Origin of the sequence: Streptomyces albiflavescens (genome assembly GCF_014645835.1) — a bacterium.
Taxonomy (GTDB): Bacteria; Actinomycetota; Actinomycetes; order Streptomycetales; family Streptomycetaceae; genus Streptomyces; species Streptomyces albiflavescens.
Genome location: NZ_BMMM01000024.1, coordinates 107614 through 125143 on the forward strand (window position 1 = coordinate 107614; position 17530 = coordinate 125143).

The following is a 17530-nucleotide window of genomic DNA, read 5'->3' on the forward strand; positions in this document are numbered from 1 at the left end:
ATGACCATCGTGGAAACCGTCGTGGAGGACACTCCCGTCCCGATCGCCGAGGCCGCGCCCGCCGGGCCTTCGTCCGGCGCGTCGGAGCCAGTCCTGCCGGCCGACCGGCCGCGCCGCATCGGCGGCGTCAGCCGCTCCGGGGTGCTGTCCCTGTGCGGCGCCGCCGCCTCCGGACTCTGCGTCACGGTGCTGCTGTTCGGCCAACTCGCGCCGTTCTCAGGCGGGTTGGGGTTCACGGTCGCCGCCTACCTTGCCTTCCTGGCGATCTACGCGGTGCTCATCGGCCTGGAGGAGGACGGCCAGGCCGTCCGCGACCGGGTGATGACGGTCGTGCTGTGGACGGCGGCCACCCTGCTGTTCTCGGGGCTCTTCATGGTCGTCGGCTTCACGGCCTGGCGCGGCCGGGAGGCGCTGCCGCACGGCAACTTCTTCACCCAGGACATGCAGTCCTCCGGTCCGCTGGACCCGCTCACCCACGGCGGCATCGCCCACGCGATGCTCGGCACCCTCACCATGATCGCCATCGCGCTCGCGATCACGGTTCCGCTGGGCCTCGCGTGCGCCGTCTACCTGAACCAGATCCCGGGCCGCTTCTCCCGGTTCGTGCGCACCATCGTCGAGGCGATGACCGCGCTGCCGTCGATCGTCGCCGGTCTGATGGTGTACGCCACCTGGATCCTCGGCCTCGGCATGCAGAAGTCGGGCCTCGCGGCCGGCTTCGCGATCAGCGTGATGATGCTCCCGATCGTCATCCGCGCCTCCGACGTGGTGCTGCGGCTGGTGCCGGGCACGCTCACCGAGGCGGCGGAAGCGCTCGGCGCGCCGCGCTGGCGCACGGTGTGGCACGTCGTCCTGCCCACCGCACGCTCCGGCCTCGCCACGGCCGTCATCCTCGGCACCGCGCGCGGCATCGGCGAGACCTCGCCCGTGCTGCTCACCGCCGGCTTCACGGCGGCGCTCAACGCCGACCCGACGAGCGGGCCGATGGTGTCGCTGCCGCTCGCCGTCTTCAACTTCGTCAAGTCGCCGGAGCCCGCGATGATCGCCCGCGGGTTCGGTGCGGCGGCCGTCCTGATGGCCCTGGTCCTGGTGCTGTTCGTGATCGCCCGGGTGATCGGCGGCCGCGGTCCCGGCCACCAGACCAAGCGCCAGGCGCGCCGTACGGCCCGCGCCTCACGGCGCGACATGGAGCGCTTCGACGAACTGCACGTTCCCGGGCTGTCCCTGTTCGAGCGCCCGGAGCTGTCGCACCCCACCGGCACTGCCCCGTCCGTCCCCGCCACCGGAGAGAACGACTGATGCGCAGCCACCTGCTTTCCGCCCTTGGACGCCTGCGGGCCCTAGGCGCCCTCGGCGCGCTGTTCGGCGTGATCGCCGGGCTGCTGGCCGGCCCCGCGGCGGCTCCGGCCGCCGCCGAGAGCTACACCCCGATCGCCGGTGCCGGTTCGACCTGGGCGGAGAACGCCGTCGACGAGTGGCGCCGGGCCGTCAACCAGTACGGCATGCGGATCAGCTACGCCGGTACCGGATCCTCCGACGGACGCCGGCAATTCCTCAGCGGAACCGTCGACTTCGCGGTCTCGGACATCCCGTTCCAGACCCACCCGACCGACGGCTCGGCCGCTGAACGGCCCGCGTCCGGGTCGTACGCCTACATGCCGATCGTGGCCGGCGGCACCGTCTTCATGTACCACCTGACGGTCAACGGCAAGCGGGTCACCAACCTGCGGCTCTCCGGCGACGTGGTCACCAAGATCTTCACCGGTGCGATCAAGGCCTGGGACGACCCGGTGATCAAGGCCGACAACCCGGGACTGCAGCTCCCGCACCGCACGATCGTCCCCGTCGTCCGCTCCGACGGCTCCGGCTCGACCGCCCAGTTCACCATGTGGATGGCCAACCAGCACAAGTCGCTGTGGCAGGCCTACTGCCGCAAGGTCGGCCGCTCCGGGGCCTGCGGGCAGACCTCGTACTACCCGACCGTGTCCGGCATGATCGCCCAGTCCGGCGACCTCGGAGTGGCGGGTTACGTCGCCCAGAACTACGGCGAGGGCGCCATCGGGTACGTCAACTACTCGTACGCGCTCAACGCCCACTATCCGGTCGCCAAGGTCCTCAACCACGCGGGCTACTACACCGAGCCGACCCCGCAGAACGTCGCGGTCTCGCTGCTCAAGGCGAGGATCAACACCGACAAGAGCTCGGCGGACTACCTCACCCAGAACCTCGACGGCGTCTACAACGACTCCGACAAGCGCAACTACCCGCTGTCCAGCTACTCGTACATGATCCTGCCCCTGAAGGTGCAGGGCACCTTCACCAAGGCCAAGGGCAAGACGCTCGGCGCGTTCTCGTACTACTTCATGTGCCAGGGCCAGCAGCAGGCGCCCTCGCTCGGCTATTCGCCGCTGCCGATCAACCTGGTGAAGGCGGGATTCGAGCAGATCCGCCGCATCCCGGGCGTGCAGGCGCAGAACATCAACATCAAGGGCTGCAACAACCCGACCTTCTCCTCCGACGGGCGCAACAAGCTCGCCGAGACCGCGCCCTACCCCGCGGCCTGCGACAAGAAGGGCGCCCCGCCCTGCACCACGGGCAGCGGCGGCGCCAAGACGGGCGGCGGCTCCGGCGGTTCGGGTTCCTCGGGCGGCACGAGCGGCGGCGGTACGACGGGCGGCTCGACGAACGGCGGGACGGCGACCGGCGGGAGTTCGGGGGCCGGGGGCGCCGCGGGCGGCGGCGGTACCGGCGGCAGCGCCGAGCCCGTCGTCGACCCGGACACCGGGCAGACCCTGTCGCCCGGCTCCGGCGGCGGCTCCGGCTCCGGTTCGACGGGCGGCAGCGGCGGCAGCGGCGCGGACGGCACGGTCGCTCTCGCCCAGCCGGTCGCCGTGGCCGGCAGCCACGGCTGGACCAGCACACAGACGCTGATGCTGCTCGCCGTGTTCATGGTGCTCGGGCTGGTGCTGCTGCCGGCCACGGTCTCCCGGGCGATGGCCGGGCGCGGCGGCCGCAACGACGGCAACGGCAGCGACAACGGCAACGCGGGTGGCACGGACGGGGGTTCGCGATGAACCGCCGAGCAACGACGGGCGAGTCGAACCGTCCGGGAAGCCGGGGGAGCGGGGGCGCCATGAACCGCGTACGACGTCTGCTGCTGCGGGTCGTCGCCGGAGCCGCCGTGGGCGCCCTCGCGGGCCTCGGCGTCGCCCAGGCCGCCGGACCCGCGACCGCCGCGAGTGGCGCGAGCGGCTCGGACGCCACCCCCTCCGCCGTCACCGTCTCCGGACGCGGCGAGTTCAAGGACATGAAGTTCACGGTGGGCCAGACCACCCACCTCACCAGCCAGGCGATCACGGTGTCCTGGTCCGGCGGCACGCCGACGACGTTCGCGGGCACGCTGTTCAACACCGACTTCGTGCAGATCATGCAGTGCTGGGGCGACGACGACGGCACCGTGCCGTCGAACCCGGGCCCCTCGCGCACCCAGTGCCAGTACGGCGCCTCCCCGACCACCGACCGGGGCAGCTGGCCGGGCAACGACTACGACGACACCCGCAAGATCTTCTACAGCGCCGATCCCACCAACTACGGCCAGGACGACCGGTACGGGGCGGCCAACCCCAACGCCCCGGGCGAGGTGCCCTTCAAGTCCGTCGACGGCACGGTGATCACCTCCGGCACCCAGAACAACCCGTTCTTCAGCCGCAACACCACCAATGAGGTCGACTTCGCCCGCACCGGCGCCGACGGCACCGGCAAGGAGTTCTTCGAGGTACAGACCGCCAACGAGGCCCCGCACCTGGGCTGCGGCATCCCGGTCACGGCGAACGGCGCCACCGCGCCCCGCTCCTGCTGGCTGGTGATCGTCCCGCAGGGCCACCTCGACCTGGACGGCAACCCGTACGCGGACCACAGCCAGGTCAACGCGGGCTCCCCGGTCTCCTCCACCAACTGGAAGAACCGCATCGCCGTCAAGCTCGACTTCAACTCGGTCGGCACCAGCTGCGCCCTCGGCGCCGACGAGCGCGCCACCACCGGCAGCGAACTCGCCGCCGACGCCATGACCAGCTGGCAGGCGGCCCTGTGCCCGACCGGCACGGTGTACGGCTACACCGAGCTCGGCGAGCCCGACACCCGGGCCCGGCTCAGCAACGACGGCTCCTCCGGGCTCGCCTTCACCACCCGGGCGCTCGGCGCCGACGCGGGCACGACGGCGCCCTCCGACACAACGGTGTACGCGCCGGTCGCGCTCTCCGGAGCCGTCATCGGCTTCACCGTCGAACGCAGACCCAAGGCGGGCGCCCCCGACTCCGTCCGCAAACTCGCCGGAACCAAGGTCGAGTCCATCGACCTCACCCCGCGCCTGGCCGCCAAGCTGCTCACCGAGTCGTACCGGAACTCGCCCTGGGGAGCGGTGCTCGGCGACCAGGCCGCCACCGGCTACGGCTGGGCGAAGAGCAACCCGGCAGGCCTGGCGAGCGACCCCGAATTCATCGCGCTCAACCCGGAGTTCGCCGATCTGTCGGTCTCCGAGACCCCGGCCACCGACACCGATCTGATCACCTCGCTCGGCCACAGCGACTCGGCCCGCGCGCTGTGGCAGTGGATCCTCGCCGACAAGGAGGCCCGCGGCTTCCTCGCCGGTGCCGCCGACGACTGGGGCATGCGCGTCAACCCGTACTACAGCACCAACGCGGACCTGAACCCGACCGGCGCTCCCTTCGACCCCGCCGCCGCCGACGACTACCCCAAGAGCGACCCCTGGTGCACGATCCCCCCGGGCACCGACGCCACCGTCAAGCAGTGCATGACCGACTTCCACCCCTACGTGGAGGACATGCACTCCGGCGCCCTGCACACCCGGCGCGCCGACACCCTGTGGAAGTCCAGCTGGGACGCGCTCGCCAACCCGCCCGCCTTCAGGAGCCCGGGTCCCCAGACCGTCGGCTCCCGGTTCGTGATCACCGTGACCGACGCGGCCTCCGCCGAGCGGTACGGCCTGCAGACCGCCCGGCTGCGCAACACCGCCGGAAAGTTCGTGGCACCGAGCACGGCGTCGCTGACCGCGGCCGCCGCGAGCGCCACCGGCTCCGGCGCTCCCGAGATCACCCCGGCCAAGGCCACCGCGAAGGGCGCGTACCCGCTCGCCCAGCTGGTCTACGCCGCCGTACGCCCCGCCAAGATCGACACGGCGGCCCGCAAGGACTACGCCGCCCTGCTGCGGTACGCGGCCGGTGCGGGGCAGACCAGCGGAGCAGACCCGGGTCTCCTCCCGGCCGGCTACGCCCCGCTGTCCACGGCCCTGCGCACCAAGGCGACCGACGCCGCCGACGCGCTCGTCCACTACACCGCGCCCGCCCCCTCGTCCTCCGCCGGCGGCAGCTCCGGCGGCGGCTCGACCGGCGGCTCCGCGGGCGGCAGCGGTGGCAGCGACTCCCTCGGCTCCGGCGGCGGATCGGGCGGCAGCGTCTCCGGCGGCTCCGTCGGCGGCGCCACCGATGGCTCCACGGGCGGCGACAGCGGCGCGTCACCGAGCGCCGACGCGAGCCCGACGCCGAGCGACAAGCCCTCCTACGACGGCGGCAAGGCCGTACAGACCACCGCGCTGGGCACCACACCCGACGACCCGGCCAACTCACTGCGGTACGCGGTCCCGGTCGGTGCCGCGCTCGGCGCCATGGCCGGCATCGGGGCACCCTTCGCGGGCGGCAGCAGGCTTCGGCTGCCCCTGCGCATCCCGCTGCCCGGCGGCCGCGGTCTGACCATCCCCGCCCTCCCCCTGCCGGAACGGCTGCGCAAGCTGCTGCCACCGGGCCGGGGCTGAGCCCCCGGAGCGCGCGCCCCGTCGGGCCGCGCTCCCCACAGACGGCCGCCCGCCCCGAAAGGCAGTCGGGGCGGACGGCCCGTACCACCCTGCCAGATCCACCCGACGTCACGTCGCACACCCTCTGGAGACTCTCAATGCGCAGAACGCGCTGCACCGCGGCGATGGTCGCCGCCGCCGTGGTGTCCGGCACGCTGGCTCTGGCGAGCCCGGCGTCCGCCGACCCCACCCCCGCCGGAACCTTCCGCAAGCTCGTCGGCGTGGGCTCCGACACCACCCAGGACATGCTCAACGCGCTGGCCGGCGACACCGTCAACGGCAACAGCTACGCCGGCACCGCCGTGAAGGCGGCGTCCGGTGCGGGCGTCGCCTCCTACGACGCGATCGAGCCCGGTACGGGCTCCACCACGTCGAACATCCAGACCCGCACGGGCGGCCCGTCCTTCCTGCGCCCCAACGGCTCCGGCAAGGGCCGCCTCGCCCTCAGCATGTCGCTGACCGGCGACAAGTTCCCCGACAGCTCGGGCGTCTCCATCAAGGGACAGGTCGACTTCGCCCGCTCCTCCAGCGGCCCGAGCACCTCCGGAACCGCCTTCACCTACATTCCGTTCGCGCGGGACGCGGTCGGCGTGGCGGTCCGCGGTTCGGCCCTGAACACGCTGACCGTCGACCAGCTGCACGACATCTACTCGGGCTCGCTGACCGTGGTGAACGGCCAGACCGTGCACCCGAAGATCCCGCAGAGCGGCTCCGGCACCCGCAAGTTCTTCCTCGGCGCGATCGGGCTCACCGACGCCACGCTCTCCCCGAACGTCCCGACCGTCCAGGAGAACCAGGCCGACGGCGCCCTGAACGAGGACGGCGCGCTCGTCCCGTTCTCCGTGGGCAGCTGGATCGCCCAGAACAACGGCATCTCCCCGGACTTCAGCACCACCGCGGCCGCCGCCGGCGCCCACCTGGCCGCCGTGCAGCTGCCCGGCGACACCGGCGCCACCACCCCGGTCGCCACCGTGAACGGCAAGCTCGCCCCGGTCGGCGCCTACTACGAGAACGCCACCTTCGGCCGCGACGTCTACAACGTCGTCCCGACCCGGGCGATCGACCCGACCAGCGTCTTCTTCGACAAGGACCTCTACGACGTCTTCGTCACCAGCGGCACCCACGAGGCGGGCCTCGCCTCCGAGGGCGCCGAGGGCGTCATCGCCAAGTTCGGCTTCGTGAACGAGTCGTACAACGGCTCGGTCAACCCGGCCAAGCACGCCAAGCTCGGCGGCCTGGAGGAGTCGGGCATCGACACCTCGACGCCCGCCGCGCCCGCCCTGAAGGCCACCCGCGGCGACGCGAGCGTCAAGCTCAGCTGGACCGCTCCGGCCGCAACCGGCCTCCCGGTCACCGACTACCGCGTGACGCTGACCGGTTCGGACGGCGCCGTCGTGGCCGTCAAGGACGTCTCGGCCGGCACCAGGTCGTACACCTTCAGCGGTCTGGCCCTCGGCACCTACACGGCCACGGTCTCCGCCGCCAACCTCAACGGCAGTGGCCCCGCCGCCTCGTGGACCGGCATCATCAAGTACACCACCACGACGAAGGCCACCACGGCGACGACCGCGTACGGCAAGACCCCGAAGGTCGCGGTCACCGTCGCCGACACGCACGGCGTCGTCCCGACCGGCACGGTCACCGTGAAGGAGGGCACCACCACCCTCGGCACGGGCACGCTCGACAGCACCGGCAAGGCCACCATCAGCCTGTCCAGCCACCTCAAGGTCGCGACGCACGCCCTCACGGTGTCGTACGGGGGCAACGGCAAGCTCCTCACGTCCCACACGAGCGCCGGCCTGACGATCACCAAGGCAACGCCGACCGTCACCGTCACCGCGCCCAGCACCATCAGCCACACCAGCCAGGCCAAGGTCACCATCAAGGTCTCCGCGACCGGCACCACGCCGACCGGCACGGTCCGCATCTACGAGGGCTCCGTCGTGCGCGCCACCGGCACGTTGAGCGGCGGCGTGCTGACCCTCACGCTGCCCAAGCTGAGCGTCGGCACGCACACCATGCACGCGTGGTACCTGGGCTCCTCGACGGTGAACTCGAAGAACAGCGCGAACTTCACCATCAAGTCCACCTGAGGTGTGACGCGTTGACCTCCTGCCGGGGCGGCCGCCACCGCCCCGGCAGGACCCCCTCTTCCGTACCCATGAGTGAAGGAGACGTGCCGTCGTGACGGTCGCCGTACAGGCCACGCTCGCAACCCCCGTGTCACGGCCGCGCGTTCTGGGCATCACCGCCGTCCGGCATCTCGCCCGGGGCGGCCTGCTCACCCTCGCTGCCCTGCTGCTCGGCCTCACCGCACAGCTGCTGTTCGTCAGCGGGCTCCAGGAACGGGCCGCCCAGCACGCCGCGTTCGACGAGCTGCGCGCCCAACTCGCCCTGGGCACCGCCCCCGTGGCCCAGACCGACCAGCAGGGCGATCTGCTGGCGCCCGGCACCCCGGTCGCGCTCATCGACATCCCCGCCGTCCATGTGCGCCAGGTCGTGCTGGAGGGCACCGACTCCACCGTCCTCACCGACGGCCCCGGCCACCGCCGGGACACCCCGCTGCCCGGCCAGACCGGCACCAGCGTGCTGCTGGGCCGCGCCGCCGCGTACGGCGGGCCGTTCGGGCGTCTCGACGAGCTCGCCGCGGGCGACACGTTCACCGTGACCACCGGCCAGGGCAAGGCGAAGTACCAGGTCATCGGCGTACGACGGGCCGGTGACCCGGCGCCCGCCACGCCGGCGGCCGGCAAGGGCCGGCTGGTCCTGGTCACGGCCACCGGGCCGAGCTTCATGCCCGGCGGCGTCCTGCGCGTCGACGCCGACCTGATCTCCGCTCCCGCCCAGACCCCCGCCGCCGTCATCCGCCCCGGCACCCTCCCGGAGTCCGAGCAGCCGTTGGCGCGCCCCTCCGGTGTGCCGTGGCCGCTGGTCATGTGGCTCCAGGCGCTGGTGGCCGTCGCGGTCGCCGCGGTGTGGGCCTGGCACCGCTGGGGCCGCCACCAGACCTGGATCGTGTTCGCCCCCGTCGTCGCGGTCCTGGGCCTCCAGGTCGCCACCCGCACCACTGAACTGCTGCCCAACCTGATGTGACCCCCGGGGCCCACCGCACACGGCGCGCCGACCTCGGGGGCTCCGACCGGGGCCCGCTCCCGCCGTCCCTGCCTCGCACTCCGCCCCGTCCCCGCTCCCGCCCAGCCCCTGACCCGCACCAGACCCCCGCTGAGACCCGACCCCGCCAAGAGGTGCCCGACGTGACCGATGCGACCGCCGCGCGTGACAGCGCCGCGACCGAGACCGCCCCGACGACCGACATCGCCGTCGTCCGCACGGGGACCGCCCTGGCCGACACCGTCGTCCTGCCGCCCGTCCCTGCGGGTGCGCCCACCGCGTCCGGCCCGACCGCCCCCGCGACGCTCGAGGCGCGCGCCGTCTCGGCGTGGTTCGGCAGCCACCAGGTGCTGGAACGCGTCTCCCTCACCATGCCCGCCGGGCAGGTCACCGCCCTGATCGGCCCCTCCGGGTGCGGCAAGTCGACCTTCCTGCGCACGCTCAACCGCATGCACGAGCTGATCCCCTCGGCCGCGCTCGCGGGCGAGGTGCTCTTCGAGGGCGAGGACATCTACGCTCCCCAGCGCCGCCTGACCGACGCCCGGCGCCGGATCGGCATGGTGTTCCAGAAGCCCAACCCGTTCCCCGCCATGTCGATCTACGACAACGTCGTGGCGGGCCTGCGTCTGACCGGCACGCGCGTGAGCCGCCGCGAGAAGGACGAGCTGGTCGAGGAGAGCCTGACCCGGGCCGGCCTGTGGAAGGAGGTGCGGGACCGGCTGCGGCAGCCCGGCGGCGCGCTCTCCGGCGGCCAGCAGCAGCGTCTGTGTATCGCCCGCGCGCTCGCCGTACGTCCCCGGGTGCTGCTCATGGACGAGCCCTGCTCGGCACTCGACCCCACGTCCACCCGCCGGGTCGAGGAGACCATCCACGAACTCGCCGGTCAGGTGACCGTCGTGATCGTCACCCACAACATGCAGCAGGCGGCCCGCGTCTCCCAGCAGTGCGCGTTCTTCCTCGCCGAGCAGGGCACCCCCGGCGGCATCGTCGAGCACGGCCCCACGGAGCACATCTTCGGCACCCCCGAGGACCAGCGCACGGCGGACTATGTGGCGGGCCGCTTCGGCTGAGCACCGGGCACGGTCGATGACGAAAGCGCCGCGCGGCGGTGACGCTTCCGGAATCCGCGGGGCGAGATCTGTGGGACTGTGGGTAGGGGAATGGGCTCGGGCACTCCGGGCGTTTCCCGATGGGAGTCCGTGGGTAACCCCCGGCGGATTCGGATCATGGGATGCCCGACCGGGCTGGTTCAAGATCCAATAGCCCGAAAGCCGGGCGAGTTTACCCATCCCCGCAGAAACCTATGCGCCGTGCGGCCAGATTTTCTTCCCCTAACGGGTTGAACTTTTGTTGATCGTGGGTCAGTTGGCCGCCCGACCGCCTTACCCTTCAGAGGGTGAACGAACTGATGTCCCGAGAGTCCGAGGCCGATCTCCCCGGGGAACCGCAGCTCCCCGGCGCGCTGCCCGAGGCACTGCGCGCCGAACTTGTCGCGTTCCGCCGCGACTTGCACATGCACCCGGAGCTCGGCAACCAGGAGTTCCGCACCACGGCCGCGCTGAAGGCGCGCCTGGAGCAGGCGGGCCTGAAGCCGCGTGTCCTGGACATCGGGACCGGCCTCATCTGTGACATCGGCGACTGGGACGGCGTACGGCCCATGCTCGCGCTGCGCGCCGACATCGACGCGCTGCCCATCCCGGACACGAAGACCGACTGCGCGTACCGGTCGACCGTGCCCGACCGCGCCCACGCCTGCGGCCACGACGTGCACACCACGGTCGTCCTCGGCGCCGGGCTCGTCCTCGCCGAGCTGCACCGCGAGGGGCGGCTGCCCCGGCCGGTACGGCTGATCTTCCAGCCCGCGGAGGAGGTGCTGCCCGGTGGCGCCCCGGACGCGATCGAGTCGGGCGTGCTCGACGGCGTCGGGCAGATCATCGGCGTGCACTGCGACCCGAGGGTGGACGCGGGGCGCATCGGTCTGCGGCACGGCGCCATCACCTCGGCGTGCGACCGGCTCGAAGTCTCACTCGACGGTGCGGGCGGTCACACCGCGCGCCCCCACCTCACCACCGACCTCGTCACCGCCGCCGCCCGCGTCGTGACCGACGTACCGGCTCTTGTCGCCCGGCGGGTCGACGCCCGCAGCGGGCTCGCGGTGACCTGGGGGCGGATCGAGTCCGGCCACGCCTGCAATGTCATCCCGCAGCACGCCGAGCTCTCCGGGACCGTGCGCTGCCTGGATCTCGACGCCTGGCGGGCCGCGCCCGACCTGGTGCACGCGGCCATCGACGAGATCGCGAACCTGTACCGCGCCAAGTCCGAGATCAACTACATCCGGGGCGTCCCGCCGGTCGTGAACGACGCGGCCGTCACGGAGCTGCTCCGCGACGCGATGAGCGCCCGGCGCGGGGCGCACTCCATCGAGGACACCGAGCAGAGCCTCGGCGGCGAGGACTTCTCCTGGTACCTGGAGCATGTGCCCGGCGCGATGGCCCGCCTCGGCGTCCGTACCCCCGGCGAGCGCACGGTGCGCGATCTCCACCAGGGCGACTTCGACGCCGACGAGTCGGCGATCACGGTGGGCGTGGAACTGTTCACGGCCGCGGCGCTGCTGGACGCGGCGGAGCGTTGAGCGAAAGGCCCTCCGCGGGGGCGGGGGCGTTCCGACATCAGGCGCAACACGGTTGTAAGCCATTCGTCCGTGGTTCGAAATCATCGGCGCGGAGCCGCAAGATCCCGAGTTCAGACGCTGTTTGCCTCGAATCGATAACGGCTTCGCGAGAGGTGTTTTTCTGACATCTACGCGCGTTACGATGCCGCGAAGCCGACGCCGACGGGGCGTCCCGGCTCGAGCACTGGCATGGTGCTCACATCAAGCGCCGACATGGCGCTCAGGTCAGGTGAAGGAGCCTTCCCGTGCGCCGGGTAGCCAAGCTTTCCGCTGCGTGTATCGCGACCGCAGCTCTCGCACTGTCTGCCACTGCCTGTGGCAGCACGTCCTCCGAGAACGACAAGGACTCGTCCGCCTCCGCCGGCAGCGGCAAGGGCATCAAGATCGGCCTTGCCTTCGATGTCGGCGGCCGTGGTGACCGTTCCTTCAACGACTCCGCCGCGCGCGGTGCGGACAAGGCCAAGTCCGAGTTCGGCGGCTCGATCAAGGAGCTGACCGCCAAGAACTCGGACACCGAGGCCGACCGCGAGCAGCGCCTCACGGACCTGGCCGACGCGGGCTACAACCCGATCGTCGGCGTCGGCTTCTCCTACGCGACCTCGATGGGCAAGGTCGCCGCGAAGTACCCGAAGGTCAGCTTCGGCATCGTCGACTCGGTGGTGGACGCCAAGAACGTCGACAGCATCACCTTCACCGAGGAGCAGGGCTCCTACCTGGCCGGTGTCGCCGCGGCGCTGAAGACCAAGAAGGACCACGTCGGCTTCATAGGCGGCGTCGACGTCCCGCTGATCAAGAAGTTCGAGGCCGGCTACGTCCAGGGCGTCAAGGACACCAACTCGAAGATCAAGGTCGACACCCAGTACCTGAGCCACGGCTCGGACCTCTCCGGCTTCTCCAGCCCCGACAAGGGCAAGGAAGCCGCGCAGGGCATGCTCGACAAGGGCGCCGACGTGGTCTACTCGGCGGCCGGCTCCTCCGGCAACGGCGCGATCGAGGCAGTCAACGGTCAGAAGGGTGCCTGGGCCATCGGCGTGGACTCGGACCAGTACAACATCCCGGGTCTGTCGAAGTACAAGAGCTCGATCCTGACCTCGATGGTCAAGAACGTCGATGTCGGTGTCTACGACTTCATCAAGTCGGTCCATGACAGCAAGCCGCTGACCGGCACCAACACGTACTCGCTCGCCAAGGACGGTGTCTCGCTGGCCACCAGCGGTGGCTTCATCGACGACATCAAGGCCAAGCTGGACGCGGCGCAGAAGAAGATCGTCGACGGCGACGTCACGGTCAAGACCACTCCGTGATCTGACGGGTCCCCGCCGGACCCCGGGCTCGGCGAGAGGCGCGCTCAGCAGCCCCTCGCCGAGCCATAACAATGTGTCAACTCTACGCGTGTAGCATGGAGTTGCCGCGCTAGCGTCGCCGACGCCTGCCCTCCCCTACGCAGCCCCTTTCCCCGAGGAGAGTGCGCCATCAACGCGTCCAGCCCTCCCGCTGCCGTCGAACTGCGCGGCATCACCAAGCGTTTCCCCGGCGTCGTCGCCAACCGCGACATCGACATCACCGTCCGCACGGGAACCGTCCACGCCCTCTGCGGTGAGAACGGTGCCGGCAAGTCCACCCTGATGAAGATCCTTTACGGCATGCAGCAGCCGGACGAGGGCACCATCACGGTGAACGGCGAGCGGATCGCCTTCCACACCCCCGCCGACGCCATCGCGCGCGGTATCGGCATGGTGCACCAGCACTTCATGCTCGCCGACAACCTCACCGTCCTCGAGAACGTCGTCCTCGGCGCGGAGAAGCTGTACGGCATCGGCGCCAAGGCGCGTACGAAGATCAAGGAGATCTCCGACGCGTACGGACTGAACGTCCGGCCCGACGTCCTCATGGAGGAGCTCGGCGTCGCCGACCGCCAGCGCGTGGAGATCCTCAAGGTCCTCTACCGCGGCGCCAAGATCCTCATCCTCGACGAGCCCACTGCCGTCCTCGTACCGCAGGAGGTCGACGCCCTCTTCGACAACCTGCGCGAGCTGAAGGCCGAGGGGCTCACCGTCATCTTCATCTCCCACAAGCTGGGCGAGGTGCTGTCCGTCGCCGACGAGATCACCGTCATCCGGCGCGGCACCACGGTCGGTACGGTCGAGCCGGGGAGCACCACCTCCAAGCAGCTCGCCGAGCTGATGGTGGGCAGCGAACTGCCCACGCCGGAGACCGAGGAGTCCACCGTCACGGACGTCCCGCTGCTGAAGGTGGAGGGGCTGCACCTGTCCCAGACGGACCTCGACGGCATCGAGCGGATCATCCTCGACGAGATCTCCTTCACCATCCACAAGGGCGAGGTCCTCGGCATCGCCGGCGTGGAGGGCAACGGCCAGTCCGAGCTGGTCGAGGCGATCATGGGCATCCGCAACCCCGACGCCGGCGTCATCTCGCTCGATGACACCGACATCTCCCACGCCCCCACCCGCCGCCGCCGCGAGGCCGGCGTCGGCTACATCCCCGAGGACCGCCACCGCCACGGCCTGCTCCTCGAAGCACCGCTGTGGGAGAACCGCATCCTCGGCCATGTCACCGAGCGGCCCAACTCGCGCGGCGGACTGCTCGACCTGAAGGCCGCCCGCGCGGACACCGAGCGCATCATCAGCGCGTACGACGTCCGCACGCCGGGCATCGAGGTGACCGCGGGCTCGCTGTCGGGCGGCAACCAGCAGAAGCTGATCGTCGGCCGCGAGATGAGCCACCGGCCCAAGCTCCTCATCGCCGCCCACCCCACCCGCGGCGTGGACGTCGGTGCGCAGGCCGCGATCTGGGACCACATCCGCGAGGCCCGCCGCGAGGGTCTGGCCGTGCTGCTGATATCCGCCGACCTGGACGAGCTCATCGGGCTCTCCGACACCCTGCGGGTGATGTACCGCGGCCGCCTGGTCGCCGACGCCGACCCCGCCACGATCACCCCCGAGGAGCTGGGCTCCGCCATGACGGGTGCGGCCACCGGCCACCTGGAGCACGCAGAGGACGACGACCGATGAAGAAGCTGACCTCACGGATCGACAAGGAGCGGCTGCTCCTCGGCATCGCGGCGCCGCTCCTTGCGCTCGTCGCCGCGATCGTCGTCACCACCGTGGTGATCCTCGCCACCGGCAAGAACCCGGGCGACGCCTTCAGCGACATGCTGACCTACGGCACCGCCAGCGACAGCCAGGTCTACATCCTGAACAAGGCGACGACGTACTACCTGGCGGGCGTCGCGGTGGCCATCGGCTTCCGCATGAACCTGTTCAACATCGGAGTGGACGGACAGTACCGCCTCGCCGCGTTCTTCGCGGCGGTGCTCGGCGGCGCCCTGACCGTCCCGGGCTGGATCGCCGTCCCGCTGATGATCATCTGCGCGATGGGCGTGGGCGCCGTCTGGGCCGGTATCGCCGGCATCCTCAAGGTGACCCGGGGCGTCAGCGAAGTCATCTCGACGATCATGCTGAACTCCATCGCCACCGCGATCATCGCCTACCTCCTCCAGCCGGGTAAGCTCGCCGAACTCCAGAGTGGCGGCACCGTCGTATCGACCAAGCCGCTGCCGCAGGACTCTTGGTTCTTCTCGTTCGACACGGGCGCGGCGGGCGTGCTCTGGGGCTTCATCGTGATCGCCGTGATCGTCGGTGTCGCGTACTGGTTCGTGCTCGGCCGCACCCGCTTCGGCTTCGACCTGCGCACCGTCGGCCAGTCGGAGACCGCTGCCGCGGCGAGCGGCGTCAGCGTCAAGCGCATGATCGCCACCAGCATGGTCATCTCGGGAGCCGTCGCCGGTCTGATCGGCATGCCGACCTTGCTCAACGACAGCCACCAGTTCAGCAACGACTTCCCGTCGGGCATCGGCTTCACCGGCATCGCCATCGCGCTGCTCGGCCGCAACAGCCCGATCGGCATCGCCCTCGGCGCCCTCCTGTGGGGCTTCCTGGAGCGCACCACCAACCACCTGGAGTTCCAGGGCTACGACAAGGAAATCCTCGGCGTCATCCAGGGCGTCATCGTCCTGTGCGTCGTCATCGCCTACGAGGTCGTACGCCGGTACGGCCTCAAGCGCCAGCAGCAGCGGGTCGGCGCCGAACTCGCCGCCCAGGCCGCCGCCCGGACCGAGAAGCAGGAGGTGGCGTGATGACTGCCACGATGACCGACACGCCGCCGCCCGCGGCGCCCAAGGCGGACACCGGACCCCAGCGGTCCGGCCGGTCGGCCGGCCAGCTCCTCATGATCGTCGCGGGCGCGCTGCTGCTCGTGGCCGCGGTCCGCGTCATCACCGGCGCCGACCAGCTCACCTCTGCCGGACAGGTCAGTGCCGCGCTCGGCCTCGCCGTGCCCATCGGCCTCGCCGGCCTCGCGGGCCTGTGGTCCGAGCGGTCCGGCGTGGTCAACATCGGCCTCGAGGGCATGATGATCCTCGGCACCTTCGGGGCCGGCTGGGTCGGCTGGCAGTCCAGCCCCTGGCTCGGCCTGCTGTGCGGCGTCGGCTTCGGTGTCCTCGGCGGCCTGGTGCACGCCGTCGCGACCATCACCTTCGGCGTCGACCACATCGTCTCCGGTGTCGCGGTCAACCTGCTCGCGCTCGGCACCACCCAGTACCTCGCCAAGCTCTTCTTCTCGGAGGGCAAGGCGGCGGACGCGGGCGGCAACCCCAAGCAGTCCCCGCCCGCGGACTCGCTGGGCCACATCACCGTGCCCGGTCTCTCGGACGCCCTCGAGTCGCTCCAGAAGCACCACTGGTTCCTGATCTCCGACCTCGCGGGCATCCTCGGCGGCCTGGTCACCAACGTGTCCGTGGTGACGGTCCTCGCCGCGCTGCTGTTCGTGGGCAGCTGGTGGCTGCTGTGGCGCACCCCGTTCGGTCTGCGGCTGCGCTCCTGCGGTGAGAACCCGACCGCCGCGGAGTCGCTCGGCGTCAACGTCTACCGGTACAAGTACGCGGCCGTGGCGGTCTCCGGCGGCCTCGCCGGACTCGGCGGCGCCTTCCTCGCGCTGGTCACCTCGCACATCTACCTGGAGGGCCAGACCGGCGGGCGCGGCTACATCGGTCTCGCGGCCATGATCTTCGGCAACTGGCGGCCCGGTGGACTGGCCATGGGCGCGGGCCTCTTCGGTTACTCGGACGCGCTGCAACTGCGCAACGGCGGCGTGACCGTGCACGCGCTGCTGCTCCTGCTGGTCGTCCTGCTCGCGGTGCTCGCCGCCTGGAAGCTGTACCGGAAGGCGCACTGGCAGGGCGCGATCAGCCTCTTCGTCGCCGCGCTCGTCCTGGTCTGGTACCTGTTCACGGACGAGGTGCCGAGCGACTTCGTGGGCGCCACCCCGTACGTCGTCACGCTGCTCGTGCTGTCGCTGTCCGCGCAGCGCCTGCGGATGCCCAAGGCCGACGGCATGCGCTACCGGAAGGGCCAGGGCAAGTGACCACGCCGTCCGCCGTCGACTGGGAGGCGCTGCGCGAGCTGGCCCGCGAGGCCATGTCCCACGCGTACGCCCCCTACTCGGGCTACGCCGTCGGGGTCGCCGCACTGGTCGACGACGGCCGCACGGTCTCCGGTTGCAACGTCGAGAACGCCTCGTACGGCCTCGGCCTGTGTGCCGAGTGCGGGCTGGTCTCGCAGCTGCAACGGACCGGCGGCGGCCGTCTGACGCACTTCACCTGCGTCGACGGGCACGGCGAGATCCTGGTCCCGTGCGGCCGCTGCCGCCAGCTGCTGTACGAGTTCGGGGGACCGGATCTCCTCCTGGAGACCCCGGCGGGAATCCTCCCCCTCTCCGAGATGCTGCCCCAGGCCTTTGGCCCGGACCATCTCACCAAGTAACTCCCGTACGGCCCCTCTGAGTTGATCAGAGGGGCCGCACAC

General features: G+C 71.1%; 12 protein-coding genes. All 12 read left to right on the top strand.

Features of this window, described 5'->3' with window-relative positions; all coding sequences use genetic code 11:
• A complete protein-coding gene (gene pstA, locus IEY95_RS42710; protein ID WP_189191656.1) occupies window positions 1–1299 on the top strand; it encodes a phosphate ABC transporter permease PstA in 1299 nt (432 codons plus the stop codon).
• Window positions 1299–3074, top strand: a complete 1776-nt coding sequence (locus tag IEY95_RS50300) for a substrate-binding domain-containing protein (RefSeq protein ID WP_189191657.1) — start codon at window positions 1299–1301, stop codon at window positions 3072–3074. Before pstA ends, IEY95_RS50300 begins: the two co-directional genes overlap by 1 nt.
• Before the next feature lie 59 nt (window positions 3075–3133).
• A complete protein-coding gene (locus tag IEY95_RS42720) occupies window positions 3134–5827 on the top strand; it encodes a hypothetical protein (RefSeq protein WP_189191658.1) in 2694 nt (897 codons plus the stop codon).
• A 137-nt stretch (window positions 5828–5964) separates the two neighbouring features.
• Window positions 5965–7959, top strand: a complete 1995-nt coding sequence (locus IEY95_RS42725) for an Ig-like domain repeat protein (protein WP_189191659.1) — start codon at window positions 5965–5967, stop codon at window positions 7957–7959.
• A 91-nt stretch (window positions 7960–8050) separates the two neighbouring features.
• Window positions 8051–8959, top strand: a complete 909-nt coding sequence (locus IEY95_RS42730; RefSeq protein WP_189191660.1) for a sortase — start codon at window positions 8051–8053, stop codon at window positions 8957–8959.
• A 266-nt stretch (window positions 8960–9225) separates the two neighbouring features.
• On the top strand, window positions 9226–10047 hold the full coding sequence (gene pstB, locus IEY95_RS42735) for a phosphate ABC transporter ATP-binding protein PstB (RefSeq protein WP_189191703.1): 822 nt from the start codon (window positions 9226–9228) through the stop codon (window positions 10045–10047).
• A 338-nt stretch (window positions 10048–10385) separates the two neighbouring features.
• A complete protein-coding gene (locus tag IEY95_RS42740; RefSeq protein ID WP_189191704.1) occupies window positions 10386–11609 on the top strand; it encodes a M20 family metallopeptidase in 1224 nt (407 codons plus the stop codon).
• Window positions 11610–11893: 284 nt separating this feature from the next.
• Window positions 11894–12952 carry a BMP family lipoprotein gene (locus IEY95_RS42745; RefSeq protein ID WP_189191661.1) on the top strand — a complete coding sequence of 353 codons (1059 nt, stop codon included), beginning with the start codon at window positions 11894–11896 and terminating at the stop codon, window positions 12950–12952.
• Window positions 12953–13153: 201 nt separating this feature from the next.
• Window positions 13154–14680, top strand: coding sequence for an ABC transporter ATP-binding protein (locus tag IEY95_RS42750; protein WP_189191705.1), 1527 nt, complete (start codon window positions 13154–13156; stop codon window positions 14678–14680).
• On the top strand, window positions 14677–15804 hold the full coding sequence (locus tag IEY95_RS42755) for an ABC transporter permease (RefSeq protein ID WP_189191662.1): 1128 nt from the start codon (window positions 14677–14679) through the stop codon (window positions 15802–15804). Before IEY95_RS42750 ends, IEY95_RS42755 begins: the two co-directional genes overlap by 4 nt.
• Window positions 15804–17090 (top strand): ABC transporter permease, encoded by a 1287-nt coding sequence (locus IEY95_RS42760; protein ID WP_189191663.1) that lies wholly within the window; start codon window positions 15804–15806, stop codon window positions 17088–17090. The genes IEY95_RS42755 and IEY95_RS42760 overlap by 1 nt, the downstream gene beginning before the upstream one ends.
• Window positions 17087–17488 carry a cytidine deaminase gene (locus IEY95_RS42765; RefSeq protein ID WP_189191664.1) on the top strand — a complete coding sequence of 134 codons (402 nt, stop codon included), beginning with the start codon at window positions 17087–17089 and terminating at the stop codon, window positions 17486–17488. The genes IEY95_RS42760 and IEY95_RS42765 overlap by 4 nt, the downstream gene beginning before the upstream one ends.
• The last annotated feature ends 42 nt before the right edge of the window (window positions 17489–17530 follow it).